Below are 19,784 nucleotides of genomic sequence, written 5' to 3'. Positions count from 1 at the left end.
TGCTTATTTCTGCTTGATGAAGAACGATTTCGTAGTGAATGAGGAAATCAAGCAAAGGCCGGTAGAAAAAAACAGAAGTGGCTGGAAGAAAGGGGATCCGAGTTACGAAACACATAGGAGAAAGACTCGGAAGGAAGTTGAGGTTTAGCCGTCGGGGGATAGAATTCAATTCTATCCTTTTTGTTGTTGGGTATACGATTAGCTTAGGTGAAAAAGGGATATGGTGCTGAAAGAGAAAGCTGCCAATACCGGCATGTGAAAAGCAGGATATAGGCTGCATAAACTTTGATGCCCAAAAAACAGGATGCCCTTTTTAGAAAATCCGATAGTTTGCTGTCGAACAGGTGAATGGGAGCCCATCGAGCTAAAAGTTGCCCTTCTGATGAAGACTCTGGTTTAATGAGTCTATATAGCAAAATCAGGATAAAATTTGCAAAAGGAGATACATGAATGATTACAAGCAAGCAGCGTAGTTATCTCAGAGGATTGGCCAACAATATCGAGCCGATTTTCCAGATAGGAAAGGGCGGCATAACCGAAAATGTGGTAAAACAGTTTGATGAAGCTTTGGAAGCCAGAGAACTGGTAAAGGCAAATGTGTTGAAGAACGCTATGGCGGAAACCAGGGATATATGCGAAGAGATCGCAGAATTAACAGGTTCTGAGATTGTTCAGGTTATAGGGAGTAAATTTGTATTATACAGGGAGTCAAAGAAAAACAAGGTTATCGAGCTGCCCTGATTGTCAGGGTAAGGCGAAAGCAAGGGTTAAAAGCAGGGGCAAAGTTGAACCGGACAATTCCGTATTCTTTGCTTATTCCGGAAAAGCCGTTTGATTGGAAAAACCACCTTATTTTAATCCTCATCCTTGTCCTTGTCCCTGTTCGTTTTATCCCTCTTTCTTGTCAACGAGGCAATTATTTCAGAATATATTTGCTGGGGATTGTTCTTCCAGTTTTCACATATGGTGCGGGCATCACTCTTTGTTCCTACGGTGATGCATAGGTCAATCAAGGTAAAATTATCTTCCTTCAATTTGCAGGAGACTATATATTCGTTTTCGCTTTTCGGCGTGTAATCCGCTGAAATGAGGGATTCCTTTTTTATATCGCTGCGAATTTCAGGTATGGTGTTATCAATTATGGACTTAATACCAAAAGGTATAAGGTTTACGAAATACTCCAGAGTTTTCTTTCCGTTAGGAGTTATGCTGTAAAAAGACTTGCCGCCATTTTCGCTGAGTTCAAGAAAACCACTGTCACAGAGTTCATTTAAGAACTGCTGCAATATGAAGTAGTTCATGAACTTATTCTCCAAAACCAGCTTCGTTATGTGGTGATTGCTGACAGGCATATTTACCTTGTCTATCATATAAAGCAGTATGATTTTGTTTTCCGCCAATTCCTTACTGCTGCCCAAACTCATACCTTTGATACCTCCATCCCGGATTTCCATAAGTATTATATCATGTTTGTACAAATTATACCATATTGCCCGGGACAAAAGACCTCAGCTTTACCGGCAAAGCACCTTCTTCAGTTTTGTGGTATAATTGTACCCGGAGCTAAATTAATTGGAACTCTGCTATCGAAAAAGCCAGCACAAAGAGAATTAAAAATAATAAAAATGCTGTTATAGACATGCACTGCCAGGAGGGAATTATGAGAATTTCGGATAAAGATCTTACGGCGTTTATCCGTGGGCTTGGAGCGTCTTTTGTGGGATATTCCAATGTTTCGGATTTGCTGCCGGAGCCTTTGAAAAAATACCCCTATGCCATCACTTTCGGGATCCGGCTATCGGATGCGATAATCGATGAGATTGGGGACAAGCCCACTTTTAATTATTTTAATCATTACCGTTCGGTAAATACCCTCATTGACCAGATAGGGTTAAGAACCATGCTGCTCATACAGGATAACGGTTATCGGGCTTATACGATTGCTGCATCCCAGACCATCCCGGATGCGCCCGTGCCCTACAGCGGTATATTTCCCCATAAAACCGGGGCTGTTGTCTCCGGTATGGGATGGATAGGCAAAAACGGCCTTTTCATCCATAAGGATTTTGGCCCCAGGGTCAGGCTGGGCACTGTGCTGACCAATATGGAGCTTCCTTGCGGCAGCATATCGGCAGAGAGTAGATGCGCTTCCTGCAGTAGGTGTGTGGATGCCTGCCCGGCAAAGGCATTGATGGGAAATGAATGGCATGTAGGCGCAAAGCGTGAGGAGATAGTCGATGCAAAAGCCTGCTCCGAATTCATGAACAAAAATTACAAGCATATAGGCCGCGGCTCTGTCTGCGGCATATGCATAAGAGTGTGTCCAAAGGGCGGAATTAGCGTATAGCAGGCGTCATGTCTTACCGGCAATCATAAAAAAAGGTACCAAATAATAAAAAATGGTACCTTTTTTAATATATATTTCCTGTATAATGAATATAGCAAATTATATAAAAAATTGCTATCATGAATTTATCCAAAGTCGATTTGTAAAAGCAGAATTATAGTTGGATTTGCTGGGGATTCGCCCTGCTTTTATCACAATACGAAATATCCAAAACAGTTGTATAACGCGGCAACCGGGAGAAGGTGCATATCAAGAGGGGGAGCGCAATGTTCAAGCTGATTAGGATATCAGCAACCATCCTTGTTATTTTACTGATGGTGGCTTCTTTCACAAACTGCAGTGCAGTGGAAAAAAATGATAGTAGCGAGGAAACCTCCCGACAAACAGAAGGAAATCAGAAAATCACGGAGCCACGGGTGGGGGAAGGTAGCTGGACCCTTGACATTTCACCGGTTAAGCTGGACTGGTATATTAACTTCGGATGGTACGACAAAAAATGGGATGCGGGAAATACCCTGTTTGATAAGGTTGTAACCGAACAAACCGGGGTGGATATAAACATAATTGTACCCGCAGGAAACGGGGATGGAAAGCTGACATCCATGATAGCTTCTGGCGATTTGCCCGATCTGGTTACCCTGGATAACTGGTCGTCAATTCGTACCGACCTATCTAATTCAGGTCTGTTCCATCCATTGAACAAGCTTGCAGAAGAATACGCTCCCGATCTTTACAAATATATCCCTGAGAGCATGATAAAGTGGTATACGGAAGAAGATGGCAACTGGTATGCCATCGCAAATTATTATACAGGCCCGGAATGGCTGGTGGGAGATGCCTATATCGAGAACAGCAACGGTATAATTGCCCGGAAAGATATAATGGATCAATTGGGGATAAAGCCGGAGGACTTCACCACCCAGGATGGTGCCGTTGATGCGCTGCTAAAGGTGAAAAACGCCTGTTTGAAATATGATGGAAAAGATATCATACCTTTTTTTACCCAGTGGAATGACTGGGCAATGGCCAGAATGTGGGCCATTCCGTGGGAAACCCCGGAGGGCGACTGGCAGGACATAAACATGCATCCCAAGTATCTTGAAATGTATAAGTTTCTTAACAGGTTGTGGCGCCATGGGTTGATGCACAATGACAACTTTACCAGCTGGGCCGGAGAAAAAATATCCCAGGGCATCTGTTTTTCATACATGGGAAATACCGATGATGTGAGGGATTCCATTGCTGCCGCGTTCAGAAAGGACAAGAGAATTGTTTATGTTCCTGTGGGACCGATTCATGCTTTGGATGGGGAAGAACCTTTATATGATCAGGCCGGCACAGGATGGACTTCCACCTTTATCACAAAACAATCGAGAAATCCTGACAGGGCAATAAGGCTGCTTACCTTCCTCGCCAGCGATGAAGGCCAGATGCTTACGTGGTATGGTGTTGAAGGGGAGACCTATGAGATAGTAGACGGAAAAGTGAGATATTCCGAAGCATACAAAAAGATGAAGTCGGACAACCCCGATATGGCCAAGAGAATTTATGGGGTTGACACTTTTTGGCCTCTGCAGCAAAGCATGTTTTTTCAGCGTACCGTTGATAGTGGGGATTTGCCGGAGGTAGACCGGCATTATATGGCCATCCGGAGGTATTTTTCCGGGTATTCCGTCTGGACTCCTGAAACCATGGGTATCATTCCTGACAAAGGTACAAGGGAAGCCGGCATAAACATAATGATCGGCGAATACTGGTCGGAGCAAAACATAAGGATGATCATGGCAAAGTCCGAGGAAGAAGTGGAACATATATATAATGCTGCCGTAGAGCATGTGTATGAGATGGGATACGCCGAAGTATACGAAGCGTGTAATAAAAAGTACAAGGAGCAGAAAGCCAAGCTGGGCAGGGATGTAAGCTATCCGCGCCATTGAAAAGAGCAGAATTTTGCTTTGCTGTGCAGCACATTATATCCCTTTTCAGAGGAGACGGAAAATGAATATCATTGCAGGCCTATGGAAAAGAATATCATATTTCATATCCAATCAAAGCATGTTGAAGAAGCTGACCTTTGCTTATGCGATAGCTATACTTATACCGTCGGTAACAATAGGAGCCTATAATTACTTCCAATCCCGGACATATATGAGGAATGAACTGGCTCATAATGCCCGTCAGAACCTACTGCAGATAAAATATAATGTGGATAGGAAAATGTTCGTTGCTGAGGGCATGGTGGGTAATATTGCCAATGACAGCAAAATCCAGAACCTGTTGTACTATGAAATGGATTTTACGCCGGAGGCGCTGATCAATTTCAGAAAAAACATAGCAGGGCCGATAAATTATGCACTAAATTTTAATGATGCCAGTATTTATCAGCTTTGCGTATATTACTCCAATGAGACAATACCTGAGTACGGCAGTTTTTTCAGAGAAGACCGGATAAGCAATGTACAGTGGTTTAAGGATTTTAAAAGCAGTGATCTAAAGAGCATGTGGATATATCCGGCAAAAAGCGACAGGTTCAAATACAATGGTGTAAGTGGGAACACGACGGTTTTCAAATTGGTTAAGAAGATTGAAACCATAGACGGAAAGTATCTGGGAGCGGTGGCCCTTGACATACTCGAAGAAGAGATGTTCTCACCCATCAATTTTGATAACGATGGGCAGGATGTTTATGTCATCAATGATAAAAACCATATTATTTATCCCGAAGAGTACAAGAATACAGCGAAACAGCTGGAGCTGTTCAACAGAAACATTAAAGGGAATCCCAGGGGGCATTTCTTTGATGGTGACATAATATACAGTTATGAAACCATTGAACCTCTGAACATTAAAATTGTCAGCAAAACCAATGCCGCAGATATGATCAGCAATTCGTCCTCCCAAAGCAGGTGGATGATTACCGTAGTGATATTGGGGGTATCCATACTTGAGATATTCACATATTTCATGCTGAAAATCATTTTTTCCAGGCTGAAGCAGATTGTCAAAATCATGAATGCTGTTGCGAAAGGAAACTTCAGTATCAGAATACCCGGGAACTATAACGATGAAGTGGGTCAGTTGGCTACGGATTTCAATATTTTAATAGAAAAAATCAACCAGCTCATTAGTGACTCGATAAGGAAGGAAACCGCACAGAAGGATGCTCAGATAGCCGCGCTGCAATACCAGATAAATCCCCATTTCATATATAATACAATTGATACTTTCCGCATGAAAATGGAGCTTAAAGGAGATTATGAAATGGCTGATGCCATAACTTATTTCGGCAAGATGCTGAGGTATAATATCAGCAGCAACTCCAAATATGCAACTGTCCGGGAGGAGGTGGAGTATGTCGAAAAGTACATCACACTGCAAAAAATAAGATGGGGAGAGAGAATTGAATACAGTGTGGATGTACCTGAAGAGGTAAAATCCGCTAGGATTATCAGGTTTATGCTGCAGCCTATAGTTGAAAACAGCATTAAACACGGAATTAGCGGTGCTTTACAGATACTCCGCATTCACATAAAGCTTGAAGTTCGGAATAACCGCCTGGAAATAGACGTGATCGACAGCGGGAAGGGAATACCTCCGGAACAGCTTGATAGACTAAATTACCAGCTTAAGTATTCAAATATTTCGGATGGGAGAAATATAGAAAACGGAAGAAGCATAGGTCTGGAAAATATCAATAACAGGCTCAAACTGTTTTATGGAGAGCAATATTATATCAGAATGGATAGTGAACCTGATGAATACACAAGAATCCATATAAGTATTCCATATGACTCAAATCCGGGGTGATTTTATGTATAGCGTTCTTCTGGTGGATGATGAAGAAGTGATATGCAGGGGACTAAAGTCAATGCTTGAACGTATCGGTCATGTTGATATCGATGAAATCTACACCGCTTACGATGGGGATAAAGCATTGGATGAAATGAGGGAAAAAAAGCCCGATATAATCATTACCGACATAAGGATGCCTGTATATTCGGGACTGGATATCATCAGAGCAGCATCCGAGCAGGCTATCGACAGCAAATTCATAGTCCTCAGCGGATATGATGATTTTGAATACGTTAAAGAAGCTTTTAAGCTTGGTGTTCAGGATTACCTGCTAAAGCCGGCGGGCATGGAGGAACTGAAAGATGTCCTGGAGAAGGTGATTGCCAATATAAAGGAAGAACATCAGCAGAAACTAAGCCAGGAGCACAGAAAAAGCCGGTATTTGCATGCTGTGCTGGAGAACAGTCTGAACAAGATATTTTCCGGGGGACTGCAACCGGAAGAAGGAGTGAAGAAACTATTCCATGAGCTGGGAATAACCCTTAAAAAGCCTTGTTTCAGCGTAGGCATTATTTCTCCGGTGTATGCGTCCTCCGACGGGGAGGCGGGAAGGATAGTCCTCCAAAACATTGATGATATTGGAAGTATCCTGTCTGATAAAGATGATATGGATATTTTATATTTTTTTGATTACAGAAATGATATAGTGATGGTTTTCAATATCGGTCCGCTTGTTGACCATGAGAAGCTTTCAGCGTGCATGATAAAGATGTCCGAAAGGATTAAGAAAAATACACCTATGGAATGCTTCATGTCCCTTGGCGGGATTGAGAAGGATGTGGAAAAGCTGCCAAAATGCTATGAGCAGGCCAGGGAAGCCCTTGAGTATAGATTAATTTACAACCCCTATGAAGTGATACGCTATCCAAGCTTGAAAGCCAAGAATTCCAGCATGGGAAACATGGAGAATCTTTTGCAAAAACTGGATAGGTATATCCGAGACCAGAATTCCGTGGAAATAAGCAATCTGATTGACGGGATTTTCAGCCGGGAGCATCTTAAAAATTATAATATGGAAAGCATACGCCTGCTGTATAGAAGTATAGTAAGGAGAATAACTGATATGGCGGAAAATTGTAATTTGCGAATGTTTGCTGAAATCCGTGGAGATATATCAGAATTTCATAGCTTAAGTGATATAAGAATTTATCTAAAAGCAGTTATACACGATGCTATTGCTCATATCAAGGAAAAAAATCGAGGTAAATCACCGGTGGATTTGGTCAAGAAATTCGTCCGGGAGAATTTCAACAAGGATATAGACATGGCAATAGCGGCTAATATGGTCTCCATGAGCTATACCTATTTCAGCAAATTATTCAAGGATGAAACCGGTATGAATTATACCGATTATCTGATAAAAACACGCATGGAAAAGGCTCTGGAGCTCCTGAACAATCCTGTATACCGCATCCATGATATTGCCGTGAGCGTAGGATATGGCAATCCAAAACATTTTACACGGGCATTTAAAAATTATTTCGGAATTTCCCCCAGCGAATACAGGGACAGTCTTTCCAGCCAATCCGGAAATTAGAAATTGGCATATGGAAACGGTAATAAACGGCGAATTTGCATAAAACTGAATGAATTGTTTCATTATTTGAAAGCAATACTGTTCATGAAAAGAGAATTTAAAGTTTTAAAGCCAAATACCGTAAGGCTTATATGAAATTCTGAAATGGCGGCGTCCCTAAACTAAGCAAAAAACATTCAGAAAAATGAAGGAAACTTATTTGCATTTTTCAAAAAAATATATATAATATAAGAAATACAGCAATGGCGAGTTTCCTTAGTAGGTTTTGCGTAAGATAAAGGGCAAAGCCGTTGCGGATTGTTTGAAGATTATACTTACTACTATTTGTATTATTCTAAGGGGGAATAGACATGTCATTTTTAAAAAGGGCAATGAGCATGGCAACTGCTGCTTTGATGTTTGCGTCTCTGGCTGCCGGATGCTCTTCCGGTGGTGGCAATGGCAACAAGAGTACAGGAGATACTATAAAGATCGGTTTGAACTATGAGTTGTCGGGTGGTGTCGCTGCCTATGGACAGAGCTCCAGGGACGGCATATTGATGGCATTTGATGAAATAAATGCAAAAGGTGGCGTCCTCGGTAAAAAGATAGAGCCTGTCGTAATGGATAACAGTTCAAAAGCTGATGAAGCTACCAGCGTAACCACAAAGCTGGTAAATAAAGAAAAGGTTGTTGCAGTTTTAGGACCGGCTACATCCGGTGCTTTCAAGGCTACAATTCCTGCGGCTACCAAGCGTAAAGTACCTGCTATTTCATCCTCTGCTACCGCCGATGATGTAACGGTGGACAAGAACGGAGTTAAGGAATACGCTTTCAAAACATGCTTCAATGATGCTTTTCAGGGAACATCAATGGCAAACTTTGCTTCAAAGACTCTGAATGCCTCCAAGGCTGTAATATTGACGGATAATGCCAACGATTACAGCAAGGGCTTGGCAAAGAGCTTTAAGGAGACTTTCACTGCAAACGGTGGAACCATTGTTGCAGAAGAGGCTTTTGTGGCAGATGAAAAGGACTTTAATGCCGTCCTCACAAAGATAAAGGGAATGGATTTTGATGTCATTTATCTTCCGGCATATTATGAAGAAGTTGGGCTCATAATCAAGCAGGCAAGGGATCTTGGAATAGATAAGCCTTTCCTTGGCGGAGACGGATATGATTCACCGGAGCTCATAAAGATCGCAGGTGCATCAGCCCTCAACAATGTTTTCTTCTCAAACCACTACTCTTCTCAGGACACTGATGCCAAGGTTGTAGAATTTGTAGAAAACTTCAAGGCTAAATATGGTAAGGAACCGGATGCATTCCACGCTCTTGGTTATGACCTCGGATACTTTATAGCTGATGCCATTGAAAGAGCCGGTGAAGCTGACTCAGTAAAGATCAAAGAAGCCCTTGAGCAGACCAAAGACTTCCCGGCAATCACCGGTGTATTGAGTATAGATGAAAATCATAACCCGGTTAAATCAATCACAATTATTGAGTTGAAAGATGGTGTACAATCCGTTAAGGAAAAAATCGAACCATAATTCAGTTATATAAGTGAACAATTGTTGGACATATACCTTATTTGGATATATAATGAGTGAGAGGAGAAATCCTCTCATTTATTATATTTTATGTGTTTTTTGAAATGTTTATATTTTTTTGAATTTTTTAGATTTGGAAGGTGTGAGGCTTTTGACGCAGTTTTTACAGCAGTTGATAAACGGCATATCCTTAGGAAGCATTTATGCTCTGATAGCCCTGGGGTATACCATGGTTTATGGTATCATAAAGCTCATTAATTTCGCCCACGGAGATATATATATGTTGGGCGCATATATTGGTTTTGTGTGTATAACCTATCTTGGGCTTGGTTTTGTGCCATCTCTGATCATCTCCATGATACTGTGCGCAGTACTGGGTATCCTGATTGAAAAGTTGGCTTACAAGCCTTTGAGAAATGCTGCCAGGATTGCAGTGCTGATTACCGCCATAGGAGTTTCTCTGTTTTTGGAGTATGGAACCATGGCAATCGTGGGTCCCACAATACGTACATTCCCGCAGGTATTTCCACAATCCAGATTTGAAATTATAGATGGTGTTGTCATCAATGTGACCCAGATTTATATTTTGCTGGTAACTATCGTGTTGATGATACTGCTGCAGTACATTGTACGCATGACCAGGATGGGAAAAGCCATGCGCGCTGTATCAACAGACCAGGATGCGGCAAGGCTCATGGGCATTAATGTGGACAGAACCATATCCTTTACCTTTGCCATTGGCTCCGCACTGGCAGGTGCTGCAGGAATCCTGGTTGGAATTTATTATAATTCCATTGACCCCCTCATGGGAATGATACCTGGTATTAAAGCTTTCGTGGCCGCCGTGCTGGGAGGTATAGGGATAATTCCCGGAGCTATGCTGGGCGGTATTTCCATTGGAGTTATAGAGACTTTTGTAAGCGGATATGGAAGCTCATTATACAAGGATGCGGCAGCTTATGCCATACTGATTTTAGTGCTGATAGTCAAACCATCGGGGCTTCTTGGTAAAAATGTCCGTGAGAAAGTGTAGGTGGGAATATGAATAATATATTGAAAGCCAAGAATCTAAAAGCATTGATTGGAATAATATTAATATATGTGATTGTTCAGGCATTGATAATGGTGGGCATTGTAGATGATTACTATCAGATTTTGCTGGTTATGATATGCTTAAATATCATATTGTCGGTTAGCCTGAACCTTATAACCGGATTTACCGGTCAATTCTCCCTGGGACATGCCGGCTTTATGGCAATAGGGGCGTATGTGTGCGGGTATATCACAGTTACCGTGGAACAAGAGTTTTCTTTTTTGATAGGAATTTTTGCCGGGGCGATAGCAGCAGCCCTTGTCGGAATACTGATCGGAATACCTACATTGAGGCTTAAAGGTGACTACCTTGCCATAGCTACCCTGGGTATGGCCGAGATCATAAGGATAATTATTTTGAATGTAGAGGCGGTAGGTGGAGCCAGCGGACTCAGCATACCCCAGTACGCCAACTGGACTTGGGTATACATTTTTACGGTGGCAACCATTGTACTGATTAAAAACTTTATAAATTCCACCCATGGTAGGGCATGCATTTCCATAAGGGAGGATGAAATAGCCTCTGAAGCCATGGGTATAAATACAACCAGATATAAGGTTATTGCTTTTGCCATAGGTGCGTTTTTTGCGGGTGTGGCAGGAGCTCTCTATTCCCTGTATTTCTACTTTATAAAACCCGACCAGTTTGGTTTCATGAAATCCATTGACATATTGGTTATAGTCGTATTGGGTGGACTGGGAAATATTCACGGTTCCATCATCGCATCCATACTGCTGGCGACTATTTCGTCATACCTGCAGGAATATCCTGAACTGAAAATGGTCATATATGCCCTTGTACTGATTGTGATTATGATTTTAAAGAACAAGGATATGACTAAGTTTAAGAAGTTTATAACGGAAAAAATATTAAGAAGGCAAACGGCTGTATGACCGGATAACAGGAGGTGAAAACGATGCCGTTGTTAACAGTAAAGAACTTGACCAAGTCTTTCGGTGGTCTCACAGCAGTATCCAATGTAAATATGAATATTGAGAAGGGTGAACTGGTAGGTTTGATCGGTCCGAACGGTGCCGGCAAAACTACGGTTTTTAATCTTTTGACCGGAGTCTATGTGCCCAGCTCCGGAACCATAGAGCTTAATACGAAGGGCAAACCTGTAGTGCTGAACGGTTTGAAGCCATACAAGATCACAAAAGCCGGTATAGCCAGGACTTTTCAGAATATAAGGCTGTTTAAGGATTTGACCGTTCTGGACAATGTGCGCATAGCAATTCATCATGAAGTAAAATATGGACTTGTTCCGGCCTTTTTCAGGCTTCCGTCTTTTGGCAGGGAGGAAAAGGAGATATATGAAAAGGCATTAAAGCTGCTTCAAATATTCAGACTGGATGGGAAGAAGGATGAACTCGCCAAAAACCTTCCTTATGGTGAACAAAGACGGCTTGAAATAGCCAGGGCCCTGGCTGCAAATCCTGACCTCCTCCTTCTGGATGAACCGGCTGCCGGTATGAATCCCAATGAAACAGCGGAACTTACCGAGCTTATAGAATGGATCAGAAAGGAATTCAACGTCACTATTCTTCTGATAGAGCATGATATGTCGCTGGTCATGAAGATATGTGAGAGGATATATGTTCTTGATTATGGCATGGTTATAGCAAATGGGGTGCCCGAAGAAATAAAGAAAAACAAAAGGGTTATTGAAGCGTACCTGGGAGAGGAGATTCTCAATGCTTGAGATTAAGAATATAAATGTATATTATGGAGTGATTCATGCTCTGAAAAATATATCCCTTAAAGTTCAGGAAGGTGAAATCGTAACTCTGATAGGCGCCAACGGTGCCGGTAAGACTTCTACCTTGAGAACCATATCAGGCCTGGTCAAACCTTCTGATGGTTCCATATTGCTGGACGGAAAGGAAATCAGCGGCATAAATGCCCAGGAAATAGTGAAGATGGGCATATCCCATGTTCCGGAAGGCAGAAGAATCTTCCCGGATATGACCGTATTGGAAAACCTTGAACTGGGAGCATTCCTGAGAAGAGACAAAGCAGAAATAAAGAAGGATATGGAGAAAGTATATGAGAGGTTTCCAGTGCTGGGCAGGAGAAGAAAACAGCTGGCAGGAACTTTGAGCGGAGGTGAGCAGCAGATGCTGGCAATGGGTAGGGCGCTCATGTCCAGACCCAAAATCATGCTGCTGGACGAACCTTCTATGGGCCTTGCACCGCTGCTGGTAAAAGAAATCTTTGAAATCATTCAGGATATAAACAGTCAGGGTACCACAATCCTTCTGGTGGAGCAAAATGCCAATATGGCATTGTCAATAGCTCACCGGGCTTATGTGCTGGAAACCGGTAGTATTGTCCTGGAAGGGCCTGCTAAAGAACTGGCTCAGAGTGAAGATATTAAAAAAGCATATTTAGGAGGGTGATTTCCATGCATGTCAGAAACAGAATGACTACCAATCCCTACACCATTGCTCCTGATGCTACCATTGCCGAAGCTCTTGATATTATGAGGCAAAACAAGATCAGAAGATTGCCGGTGGTTAAATCAGGCAAGCTTGTGGGAATAGTCACCGAAAGGGAAATGCTTGAAGTTTCTCCGTCCAAGGCAACCACTTTGAGCATTTTCGAAATGAATTACCTGCTGGCCAAAACCAAGGTAAGTACCGTGATGACCAGAGATGTTAAGACTATTTCGCCCGATGCTCTGTTGGAGGAAGCCGCGGTGCTGCTCCGGGACAATGACATAGGCGCTCTTCCTGTGGTGGAAAACGGAAAGGTTGTAGGAATAATAACCGAGACAGACATATTTGATGCGTTTATAGACCTCATGGGCGCAAGGGATGTGGGAAGCAGAATTGCTATTGATGCACCTGATGCTCCGGGGGTTTTGGCTGATATCACCAAGGTTATCAAAGAATATGGCGCAAACATTACCCATTTGACGGTCTACAGGGGACAGGCAGGAAGAAGCACCGTTATATTGAGAGTAAATACGCTCAATGTCAAGGACATGGTAAAGACACTGGAAGATGCAGGATACAGCATAGTATCCGTTATAAAGAACGAATAGCATGGAAGAAAACGAATAGGCACACGTAGGGATAATATACAATAAATAAAAATAGAGGAAGGTTAAAAACCTTTGAACTAAGCAAGTTTGACAAGCTGCACGGGAAATTCCTTAAGGGGACAGAACCTGTGCAGTTTTTTTTGCAAAAAAATAAGGCACCGATGATCTCTTATAAATAATTTCAATAAATAAATGTGCCTTAAATCAAATCATATGAAATTAACGATCTATTTTAAAAGGAGGAACAAAAATGAAAAAGTAGGTATTTTTCTTATAAATATATTATACAATACTTTTTGGTAAAATTATATTGAATATTTCACAAAATTTCGGATTTTTATTGTTAATTTTTATTAATCATGTCAATTCCTTTTATCATATTTGTTATGCGGTAATTCCCTGCAATTCCTGGCTGCTCCTTTTTATCCATGTCGTTTTGCCCAAAGCACATTCAGTGCCTTCATCATTTGAAATTCCATGTATAAAAGCTATGCCATGCCCGTCGGTTCCTGCGTCTATGCAGCCAGAATGCACCTTCGTACCATAGGTCAATTCCTTCTTATATTGAATTTCCAGGGTTGAAAGGGTGTAGTTATGATAAATGTCATCAGGTATTGCCTCCAGCATCCAATCGAGATATTTTGCATTGTTGACATGGTTATTTGTATCGATATCGCTCTTTCTTATGAAAAAATCCCGATTATGAGTGTATTTGTCTGCGGACTCCAATTTTCCAAAAGTGCAGTCGAAGGTTCGCACAGGATGTATACCATAAACGTCTCCCAGCTCAATAGGTATCCTGATAGGTCTTCTGCTGTTGATGTTCAGGAATATCCATAGGGAAGCAGCCTTGGCTATGATATTTCCCCCGGAATCTTTGACAAGGAATTCCCTGTTGGCATAAAAACGTTCAAAGCTTGACGGCCAGGTTTCGACGGTGATTTTCTCGTTCCACATGGGATACCTGCTGATTTCTACCAGCCATCGGTTCAAAACCCATCCTATTCCGTCATTATACAGCCTCTCCATTCCGTATCCCACCGCGTCGGAGTGAGATATGGCGGTTTCCTCCAGATAGTTCAAAAGAGATATGGGCGTTGCTTCACGGTATTTATTTATTTCATAGTACTGTACTTCAAAATCTTTGGAATATGGTCTCATGGCAAATTATCTTCTCCCCGTTCGTTATATTATTAACGATAGATATTATAATAAAAAAAGGAAGAAATTGCAATCTTGGTAATGCCATATTATGTAAATGATTGGCTGATTTTTGCATGTCAACAAGTTTCCGAGACAGATAGGGAGTTTTTACCCGAATGCGTCATTTATATATTCACAATCCGGGTATTATGGCATATAATCATACTTGTACAAACCTATTTTAAAGGAGGATATTTTGATGACACCGAAAGAAAGAGCAGTTGCGGCGCTAACACTTAAGGTTCCGGATAAAGTACCTACTTTTGAATTGGAATTTCAGCTTGAGGAAGAGATGTTCGGAAGGAAATTTATTACGGAGGATTTATATCCCCAAAATCTTGCAAAACTCAGTCAAAAAGAGAAAGAAGCAAAAATCTACGATCTCGCTCAATATTTCGTGCATGTGTACAGCAGTCTTGAGTATTCCATCATACCTGGATACGGTCCGGGAGATATGAGCCGCTTCTGGAGCGAAGGCATTCTGCCCGATGAAATGAAGCTGTTTCTAAAGTATCTGCGTGAGCTCATAGGCGATACGATGATGATAGGCTTCCATGGGGACGGAACTTTTGCTATTCCCGATGGTGACAAGATGTATGAATTTGCCTATGCCATAGCCGATGATCCGGACGGAGTTAAAGCGAAGGCGGAAGACATGGCACAAAGAGCCATAAAAAGAAACAAGGTGCTTCAGGAAAATGGAGTGGACTGCTTGTTTTTATGCTCAGATTACTGCTACAATACCGGCCCCTTTGTTTCACCTGCCATGTTTGAAGAATTTATACAGCCATATTTGTATAAAATCATAGATGAGGCGAGAAAGGACGGGCTTTATACCATCAAGCACACCGACGGAAACATAATGCCCATCCTCGACCAACTGGTGGAATGCAAACCCCATGCTCTGCACTCTATAGATCCTATGGCCGGAGTGGATATCCGGGAAGTAAAAAGGCTGGTCGGTGACAAGGTATGTCTTTGCGGTAATGTACACTGTGCAGCACTTCAAACCGGAACCGATGAGGAGGTTATTGCCAGTGCCGAGTACTGCCTTACTTACGGAAAGCCGGGAGGAGGATATATATTCTGCACCAGCAATATCCCCTTTAAAGGTATGAATCCTGAAAGGTACAAACTGATACTGGACGTATGGAAGAGAATGAGGGATTATTAAGCCAGTGGAATTTATTTAAAATACCTATATTCAGGATAATATATTCCATTGGAATATGCAGAATTCTTGATAAAATAATTCTTAAGCTATAAAAAAGCAATATTTATCCTGACTATTCTTTTCGTGTTAGCAATGAAATATTAAGATAATCCGTTGTGCCGGCCGATTGAAAGGGCCGGCACAATTAGCAAGTTAAATAATGGCAATACGGCATGGCGTATTTGCCGGTGTTTAGCCGCATGCTAAACATATCCGGTTTCACTTTTATTTGCATAACCTCTTAAAGAAGGGTGTTGAACATGTTAAAGGTTAAAAAGCTAAGATGTGAGTATAAGAAAAATCCGTTGGGGATCGATGTGCTGTCCCCAAGATTCTCATGGCAACTGGAATCGGATGGCCGGGGGATAATGCAGACTGCATACCAGGTACAGGTTTCAAAAGGAGACGATACCTTTAAGAACTTAGTTTGGGATACCGGCATAGTCAATTCCGATAAATCCGCACATATAGAATACGAGGGTGAGGCGTTGATATCTCGGCAGCGTTATTATTACCGCATCATGGTGTGGGATAACAAAGGCAATGTGTCCGGCTGGAGTGAGCCTGGATTTTTTGAGACAGGGCTGCTGGACAAAAAGGAATGGAAGGCCGAATGGATTACTTCAAGCATTTATGATGATGCCCAGACGTCTGACATATGCCCATTGCTGAGAAAGGATTTCAGTACAGCCGGAAAGGTCAGATCGGCAAGAGTATATGCCACTGCTTTGGGGCTGTATGAGCTTTATATCAATGGCTCCCGTGTGAGCGACCACCTTTTTACTCCAGGCTGGACCAGCTATAATAAAAGGCTTCAGTATCAGACATATGATGTGACAGAGATGCTCAAGGACGGCAACAATGCCATCGGGGCTGTTTTAGGCAATGGCTGGTATAAGGGAAATCTGGTCTGGGCCGGAAATAAGAACCTGTACGGTGATAAGGCTGCATTATTGCTCCAACTGCACGTAACATATGAAGACGGCAATGAGAACTTGATCCTTTCCGATGGCAGCTGGAAGACTTCTTCAGGCCCCATACTGATGTCGGAGATATATCACGGAGAAACCTATGATGCCAGGCTGGAAAAGGAAGGTTGGAGCATGGCGGGCTATGATGACAGCAGTTGGGAAAGCGCAGCAATACTCCAACACCCCAAAGAAATTCTTGTAGCTCAGGAAAATGTGCCGGTAAGAGTTATTCAGGAGATAAAGCCTATAAACATAATCAACACACCCAAGGGGGAAGCGGTGCTCGACTTTGGACAGAACATGGTGGGATGGGTGCGCTTTGAAGTAGAAGGCCCTGAAGGAGCGGAAGTAGTGCTCCGGCATGCAGAGGTTCTGGATAAGGATGGTAATTTCTATGTCGATAATCTGAGAAGCGCAAAGCAGACCATCAGATATATCCTCAAGGGAACGGGCAGGGAATGTTATGAGCCCCACTTCACATTCCAGGGCTTCAGATATGTTAAAATAGAGAGTTATCCGGGGGATATTATGTTGGAGAACTTCACCGGAAGGGTTATACATTCCGACATGGAAACAACCGGGAGCTTTACCTGCTCCAATGAACTTGTTAACCAGCTGCAGCACAATATTGTATGGGGACAAAAGGGCAATTTCCTCGATGTTCCTACCGATTGCCCCCAGAGGGATGAAAGGCTTGGCTGGACCGGTGATGCCCAAATGTTTATACGTACAGCTTGTTTCAATATGAATGTGGCATCTTTCTTTGCAAAATGGCTGAGAGATCTTTCTGCGGACCAGTCTGAAGAAAAGGGAGTACCACATGTAATACCCCATGTCCTGGATGATAACAGCTATTCCTCTTCGGCATGGGGAGATGCGGCCACCATATGTCCGTGGACAATATATACATGCTACGGTGATAAGAGAATACTGGAAGAGCAGTATGAAAGCATGAAGCATTGGGTGGAGTACATAAGAAGACAGGGAGACGATGAATATCTCTGGAATACAGGCTTTCATTTCGGTGACTGGCTGGGCCTTGACAGCAAGGCAGACAGCTATGTGGGCGCCACTCCTGTTGATTTTATTGCTACAGCTTACTATGCCTATTCAACGGATATCTTGGCGAAAACCGCCAAAGTGCTGGGTAAATGGGAAGATGCAGCAGAGTATGAAGAGCTTTATAAAAACATCATAGTAAGCTTCAGAAAGGAGTTTGTCACACCCAACGGAAGGCTAGCTTCACCGACGCAGACGGCGCATGTTCTTGCCCTTATGTTCAATCTTGTGGATGCCCGGGACAGGAAGAGGGTGACCCGGGATTTGGTGAAGCTTATTGAGCAAAACGGATACCATCTGACCACGGGATTTGTAGGAACTCCTTATCTCTGCCATGTTTTAAGCCAAAACGGGCACAATGATATAGCATATAAGCTGCTTCTTCAGACCGACTATCCGTCATGGCTTTATCAGATCACAAAAGGTGCTACTACAATATGGGAACACTGGGATGGGATAAAGGAAGACGGATCTTTCTGGAGCAAAGACATGAATTCCTTCAATCATTATGCTTACGGCTCCATAGGGGATTGGCTCTATAGGTCCGTAGCCGGCATCAATACCGATAGTGAAATGACGGGATATAAACGTATTCATATAACACCTAAACCGGGACCAGGGCTCGAATTTGCCGAAGCAAAGCTGGAATCCATGTACGGTAGGGTAGAATCAGCATGGGCAATATCGGAAGACAGCATGAAGTTGAAGGTATGCATACCGGCAAATACAACTGCTGTTGTGGTTTTGCCCTCTGCCGACTTGTCCGGTGTTCTGGAGAATGGAAAGAGACTTAAGGATGCCGGTGGCATCACAAGTTATGAACAGACGGATGAGGGAGTTAGAATCCAGCTCGGCTCAGGGGATTACGAATTTACTTATAGTTTAGTATGATATATTATGGGGACAAATGCTGTTTTGTCTGGCCCATACAGGGCATTTTGCCACTTCCGGGGCATGATGCTTCTATGCGGGGGCAGGCTTATGGCCGGAAGTCCCCTGAATTTTACATAGGAATTTATCAGTATACATTTTTGCAAAAGAGGAGAAGTGAAATGGCTATAGAGAAAGTAAGAGAGTACTTCAGACAATTCAATATGGAGGACAGAATAGTTGAGCTTGATGTTTCCAGCGCTACCGTTGAACTGGCCGCCCGGGCGCTAAACTGTGAACCTAAAAGAATTGCCAAAACTTTGTCTTTTAAACTGGGCGACAGATGTATTTTAGTCGTAGCAGCCGGTGATGCAAGGATCGACAATGCAAAGTACAAAATGCAGTTTGGAGCAAAGGCAAAAATGTTAACTCCCGAGGAGGCGATTGAGCTTGTAGGACATGCTGTTGGTGGCATTTGCCCTTTTGCTGTAAAAAGCGGAGTTACTTCGTACCTTGATATATCTTTGAAAAGGTTCAACACGGTTTTCCCAGCATGCGGCAGCAGCAACAGCGTAATCGAGCTTACTGTGGATGAACTGGAGAGGTATTCCAATGCCGATTCGTGGGTAGATGTCTGCAAGGACTGGCAGGAATGATATGTGCCTGCCTGTCCGTCTATTCCTGACCTGTATGATAAACCTCTATGCCTGGACTGGAATTGTCAAAAGGATTTTTATATGAGTTTGCCTTTCTGAATGAGCTAAATACCATGAAAAACAGAAAAGCAATGATGACCACTACAGAAACAAGAAATATGGCAAGGTTCCTCCGGCTCCTTCTCGTCCAGGCTCTAATAGTAAGGACGATCTGCTTGAGAGTGGAAAGGATGGAGTCCGGATTATAAATAAACTCTTTTCTGCACACAGGGCATGTGACGGATATTTTGCCCTTATCCAGGGGAACTCTCATGTTGTTGAGACACCTGACGCATTTTATGATTATCTTGTTATTGAATTTATAGAAGTCTTTGGAATAAAAGTTGTTGTTCATTTTATATTTCCTCC

General features: G+C 42.6%; 18 protein-coding genes. 15 read left to right on the top strand and 3 right to left on the bottom strand.

Translation table 11 applies throughout. From position 1 onward, the window contains the following. Positions 1–13: 13 nt before the first annotated feature. On the top strand, positions 14–148 hold the full coding sequence (locus CDO33_RS21510; protein WP_274540208.1) for a hypothetical protein: 135 nt from the start codon (positions 14–16) through the stop codon (positions 146–148). Positions 149–450: 302 nt separating this feature from the next. Then, positions 451–741 (top strand): ribosome assembly RNA-binding protein YhbY, encoded by a 291-nt coding sequence (yhbY, locus tag CDO33_RS14930; protein ID WP_103081317.1) that lies wholly within the window; start codon positions 451–453, stop codon positions 739–741. Between the two features lie 113 nt (positions 742–854). Here yhbY and CDO33_RS14925 read toward each other — a convergent pair whose 3' ends face one another. Continuing rightward, entirely contained in the window at positions 855–1,424 is a 570-nt protein-coding gene (locus tag CDO33_RS14925) for a DUF4364 family protein (protein WP_103081346.1), read from the bottom strand. A 236-nt stretch (positions 1,425–1,660) separates the two neighbouring features. Between CDO33_RS14925 and CDO33_RS14920 the strand changes: the two genes are divergently transcribed. The 10 genes from CDO33_RS14920 (at position 1,661) to CDO33_RS14875 (ending at position 13,404) form a co-directional block, all read left to right on the top strand. Next, positions 1,661–2,347, top strand: coding sequence for a 4Fe-4S double cluster binding domain-containing protein (locus CDO33_RS14920; RefSeq protein WP_103081316.1), 687 nt, complete (start codon positions 1,661–1,663; stop codon positions 2,345–2,347). Positions 2,348–2,613: 266 nt separating this feature from the next. Beyond that, positions 2,614–4,284, top strand: a complete 1,671-nt coding sequence (locus tag CDO33_RS14915) for an extracellular solute-binding protein (protein WP_103081315.1) — start codon at positions 2,614–2,616, stop codon at positions 4,282–4,284. 61 nt (positions 4,285–4,345) lie between these two features. Then, on the top strand, positions 4,346–6,154 hold the full coding sequence (locus tag CDO33_RS14910; RefSeq protein WP_103081314.1) for a cache domain-containing sensor histidine kinase: 1,809 nt from the start codon (positions 4,346–4,348) through the stop codon (positions 6,152–6,154). A gap of 4 nt (positions 6,155–6,158) precedes the next feature. Beyond that, on the top strand, positions 6,159–7,736 hold the full coding sequence (locus CDO33_RS14905) for a response regulator transcription factor (RefSeq protein ID WP_161496489.1): 1,578 nt from the start codon (positions 6,159–6,161) through the stop codon (positions 7,734–7,736). 350 nt (positions 7,737–8,086) lie between these two features. Continuing rightward, positions 8,087–9,265, top strand: coding sequence for an ABC transporter substrate-binding protein (locus tag CDO33_RS14900; RefSeq protein ID WP_242973411.1), 1,179 nt, complete (start codon positions 8,087–8,089; stop codon positions 9,263–9,265). Between the two features lie 151 nt (positions 9,266–9,416). After that, entirely contained in the window at positions 9,417–10,298 is an 882-nt protein-coding gene (locus CDO33_RS14895; RefSeq protein ID WP_103081312.1) for a branched-chain amino acid ABC transporter permease, read from the top strand. Between the two features lie 8 nt (positions 10,299–10,306). Beyond that, entirely contained in the window at positions 10,307–11,251 is a 945-nt protein-coding gene (locus CDO33_RS14890) for a branched-chain amino acid ABC transporter permease (protein WP_103081311.1), read from the top strand. A gap of 23 nt (positions 11,252–11,274) precedes the next feature. Further along, positions 11,275–12,060 carry an ABC transporter ATP-binding protein gene (locus CDO33_RS14885; protein ID WP_103081310.1) on the top strand — a complete coding sequence of 262 codons (786 nt, stop codon included), beginning with the start codon at positions 11,275–11,277 and terminating at the stop codon, positions 12,058–12,060. Next, complete coding sequence (locus CDO33_RS14880) at positions 12,053–12,757, top strand: ABC transporter ATP-binding protein (protein ID WP_103081309.1); 705 nt, start codon at positions 12,053–12,055, stop codon at positions 12,755–12,757. The genes CDO33_RS14885 and CDO33_RS14880 overlap by 8 nt, the downstream gene beginning before the upstream one ends. Positions 12,758–12,762: 5 nt before the next feature. Further along, positions 12,763–13,404 carry a CBS and ACT domain-containing protein gene (locus CDO33_RS14875; protein ID WP_103081308.1) on the top strand — a complete coding sequence of 214 codons (642 nt, stop codon included), beginning with the start codon at positions 12,763–12,765 and terminating at the stop codon, positions 13,402–13,404. A 384-nt stretch (positions 13,405–13,788) separates the two neighbouring features. On the opposite strand, the gene CDO33_RS14870 is transcribed toward CDO33_RS14875, so the two are convergent. Further along, positions 13,789–14,565 (bottom strand): acyl-[acyl-carrier-protein] thioesterase, encoded by a 777-nt coding sequence (locus CDO33_RS14870; RefSeq protein ID WP_103081307.1) that lies wholly within the window; start codon positions 14,563–14,565, stop codon positions 13,789–13,791. Between the two features lie 241 nt (positions 14,566–14,806). Here CDO33_RS14870 and CDO33_RS14865 point away from each other — a divergent pair, with 241 nt between their 5' ends. The 3 genes from CDO33_RS14865 (at position 14,807) to CDO33_RS14855 (ending at position 19,376) form a co-directional block, all read left to right on the top strand. Next, on the top strand, positions 14,807–15,781 hold the full coding sequence (locus CDO33_RS14865; RefSeq protein WP_103081306.1) for a uroporphyrinogen decarboxylase family protein: 975 nt from the start codon (positions 14,807–14,809) through the stop codon (positions 15,779–15,781). A 299-nt stretch (positions 15,782–16,080) separates the two neighbouring features. Further along, positions 16,081–18,741, top strand: a complete 2,661-nt coding sequence (locus tag CDO33_RS14860; protein ID WP_103081305.1) for an alpha-L-rhamnosidase — start codon at positions 16,081–16,083, stop codon at positions 18,739–18,741. A 161-nt stretch (positions 18,742–18,902) separates the two neighbouring features. Continuing rightward, positions 18,903–19,376 (top strand): YbaK/EbsC family protein, encoded by a 474-nt coding sequence (locus CDO33_RS14855; RefSeq protein ID WP_103081344.1) that lies wholly within the window; start codon positions 18,903–18,905, stop codon positions 19,374–19,376. A gap of 19 nt (positions 19,377–19,395) precedes the next feature. On the opposite strand, the gene CDO33_RS14850 is transcribed toward CDO33_RS14855, so the two are convergent. Next, on the bottom strand, positions 19,396–19,770 hold the full coding sequence (locus CDO33_RS14850; RefSeq protein WP_103081304.1) for a hypothetical protein: 375 nt from the start codon (positions 19,768–19,770) through the stop codon (positions 19,396–19,398). Between the last annotated feature and the right edge of the window lie 14 nt (positions 19,771–19,784).

The sequence above is a fragment of the Clostridium thermosuccinogenes genome, assembly GCF_002896855.1.
Taxonomy (GTDB): Bacteria; Bacillota; Clostridia; order Acetivibrionales; family DSM-5807; genus Pseudoclostridium; species Pseudoclostridium thermosuccinogenes.
Note: the sequence above shows the minus strand (reverse complement) of the source record. Positions and strands in the feature narration are given on the sequence as shown.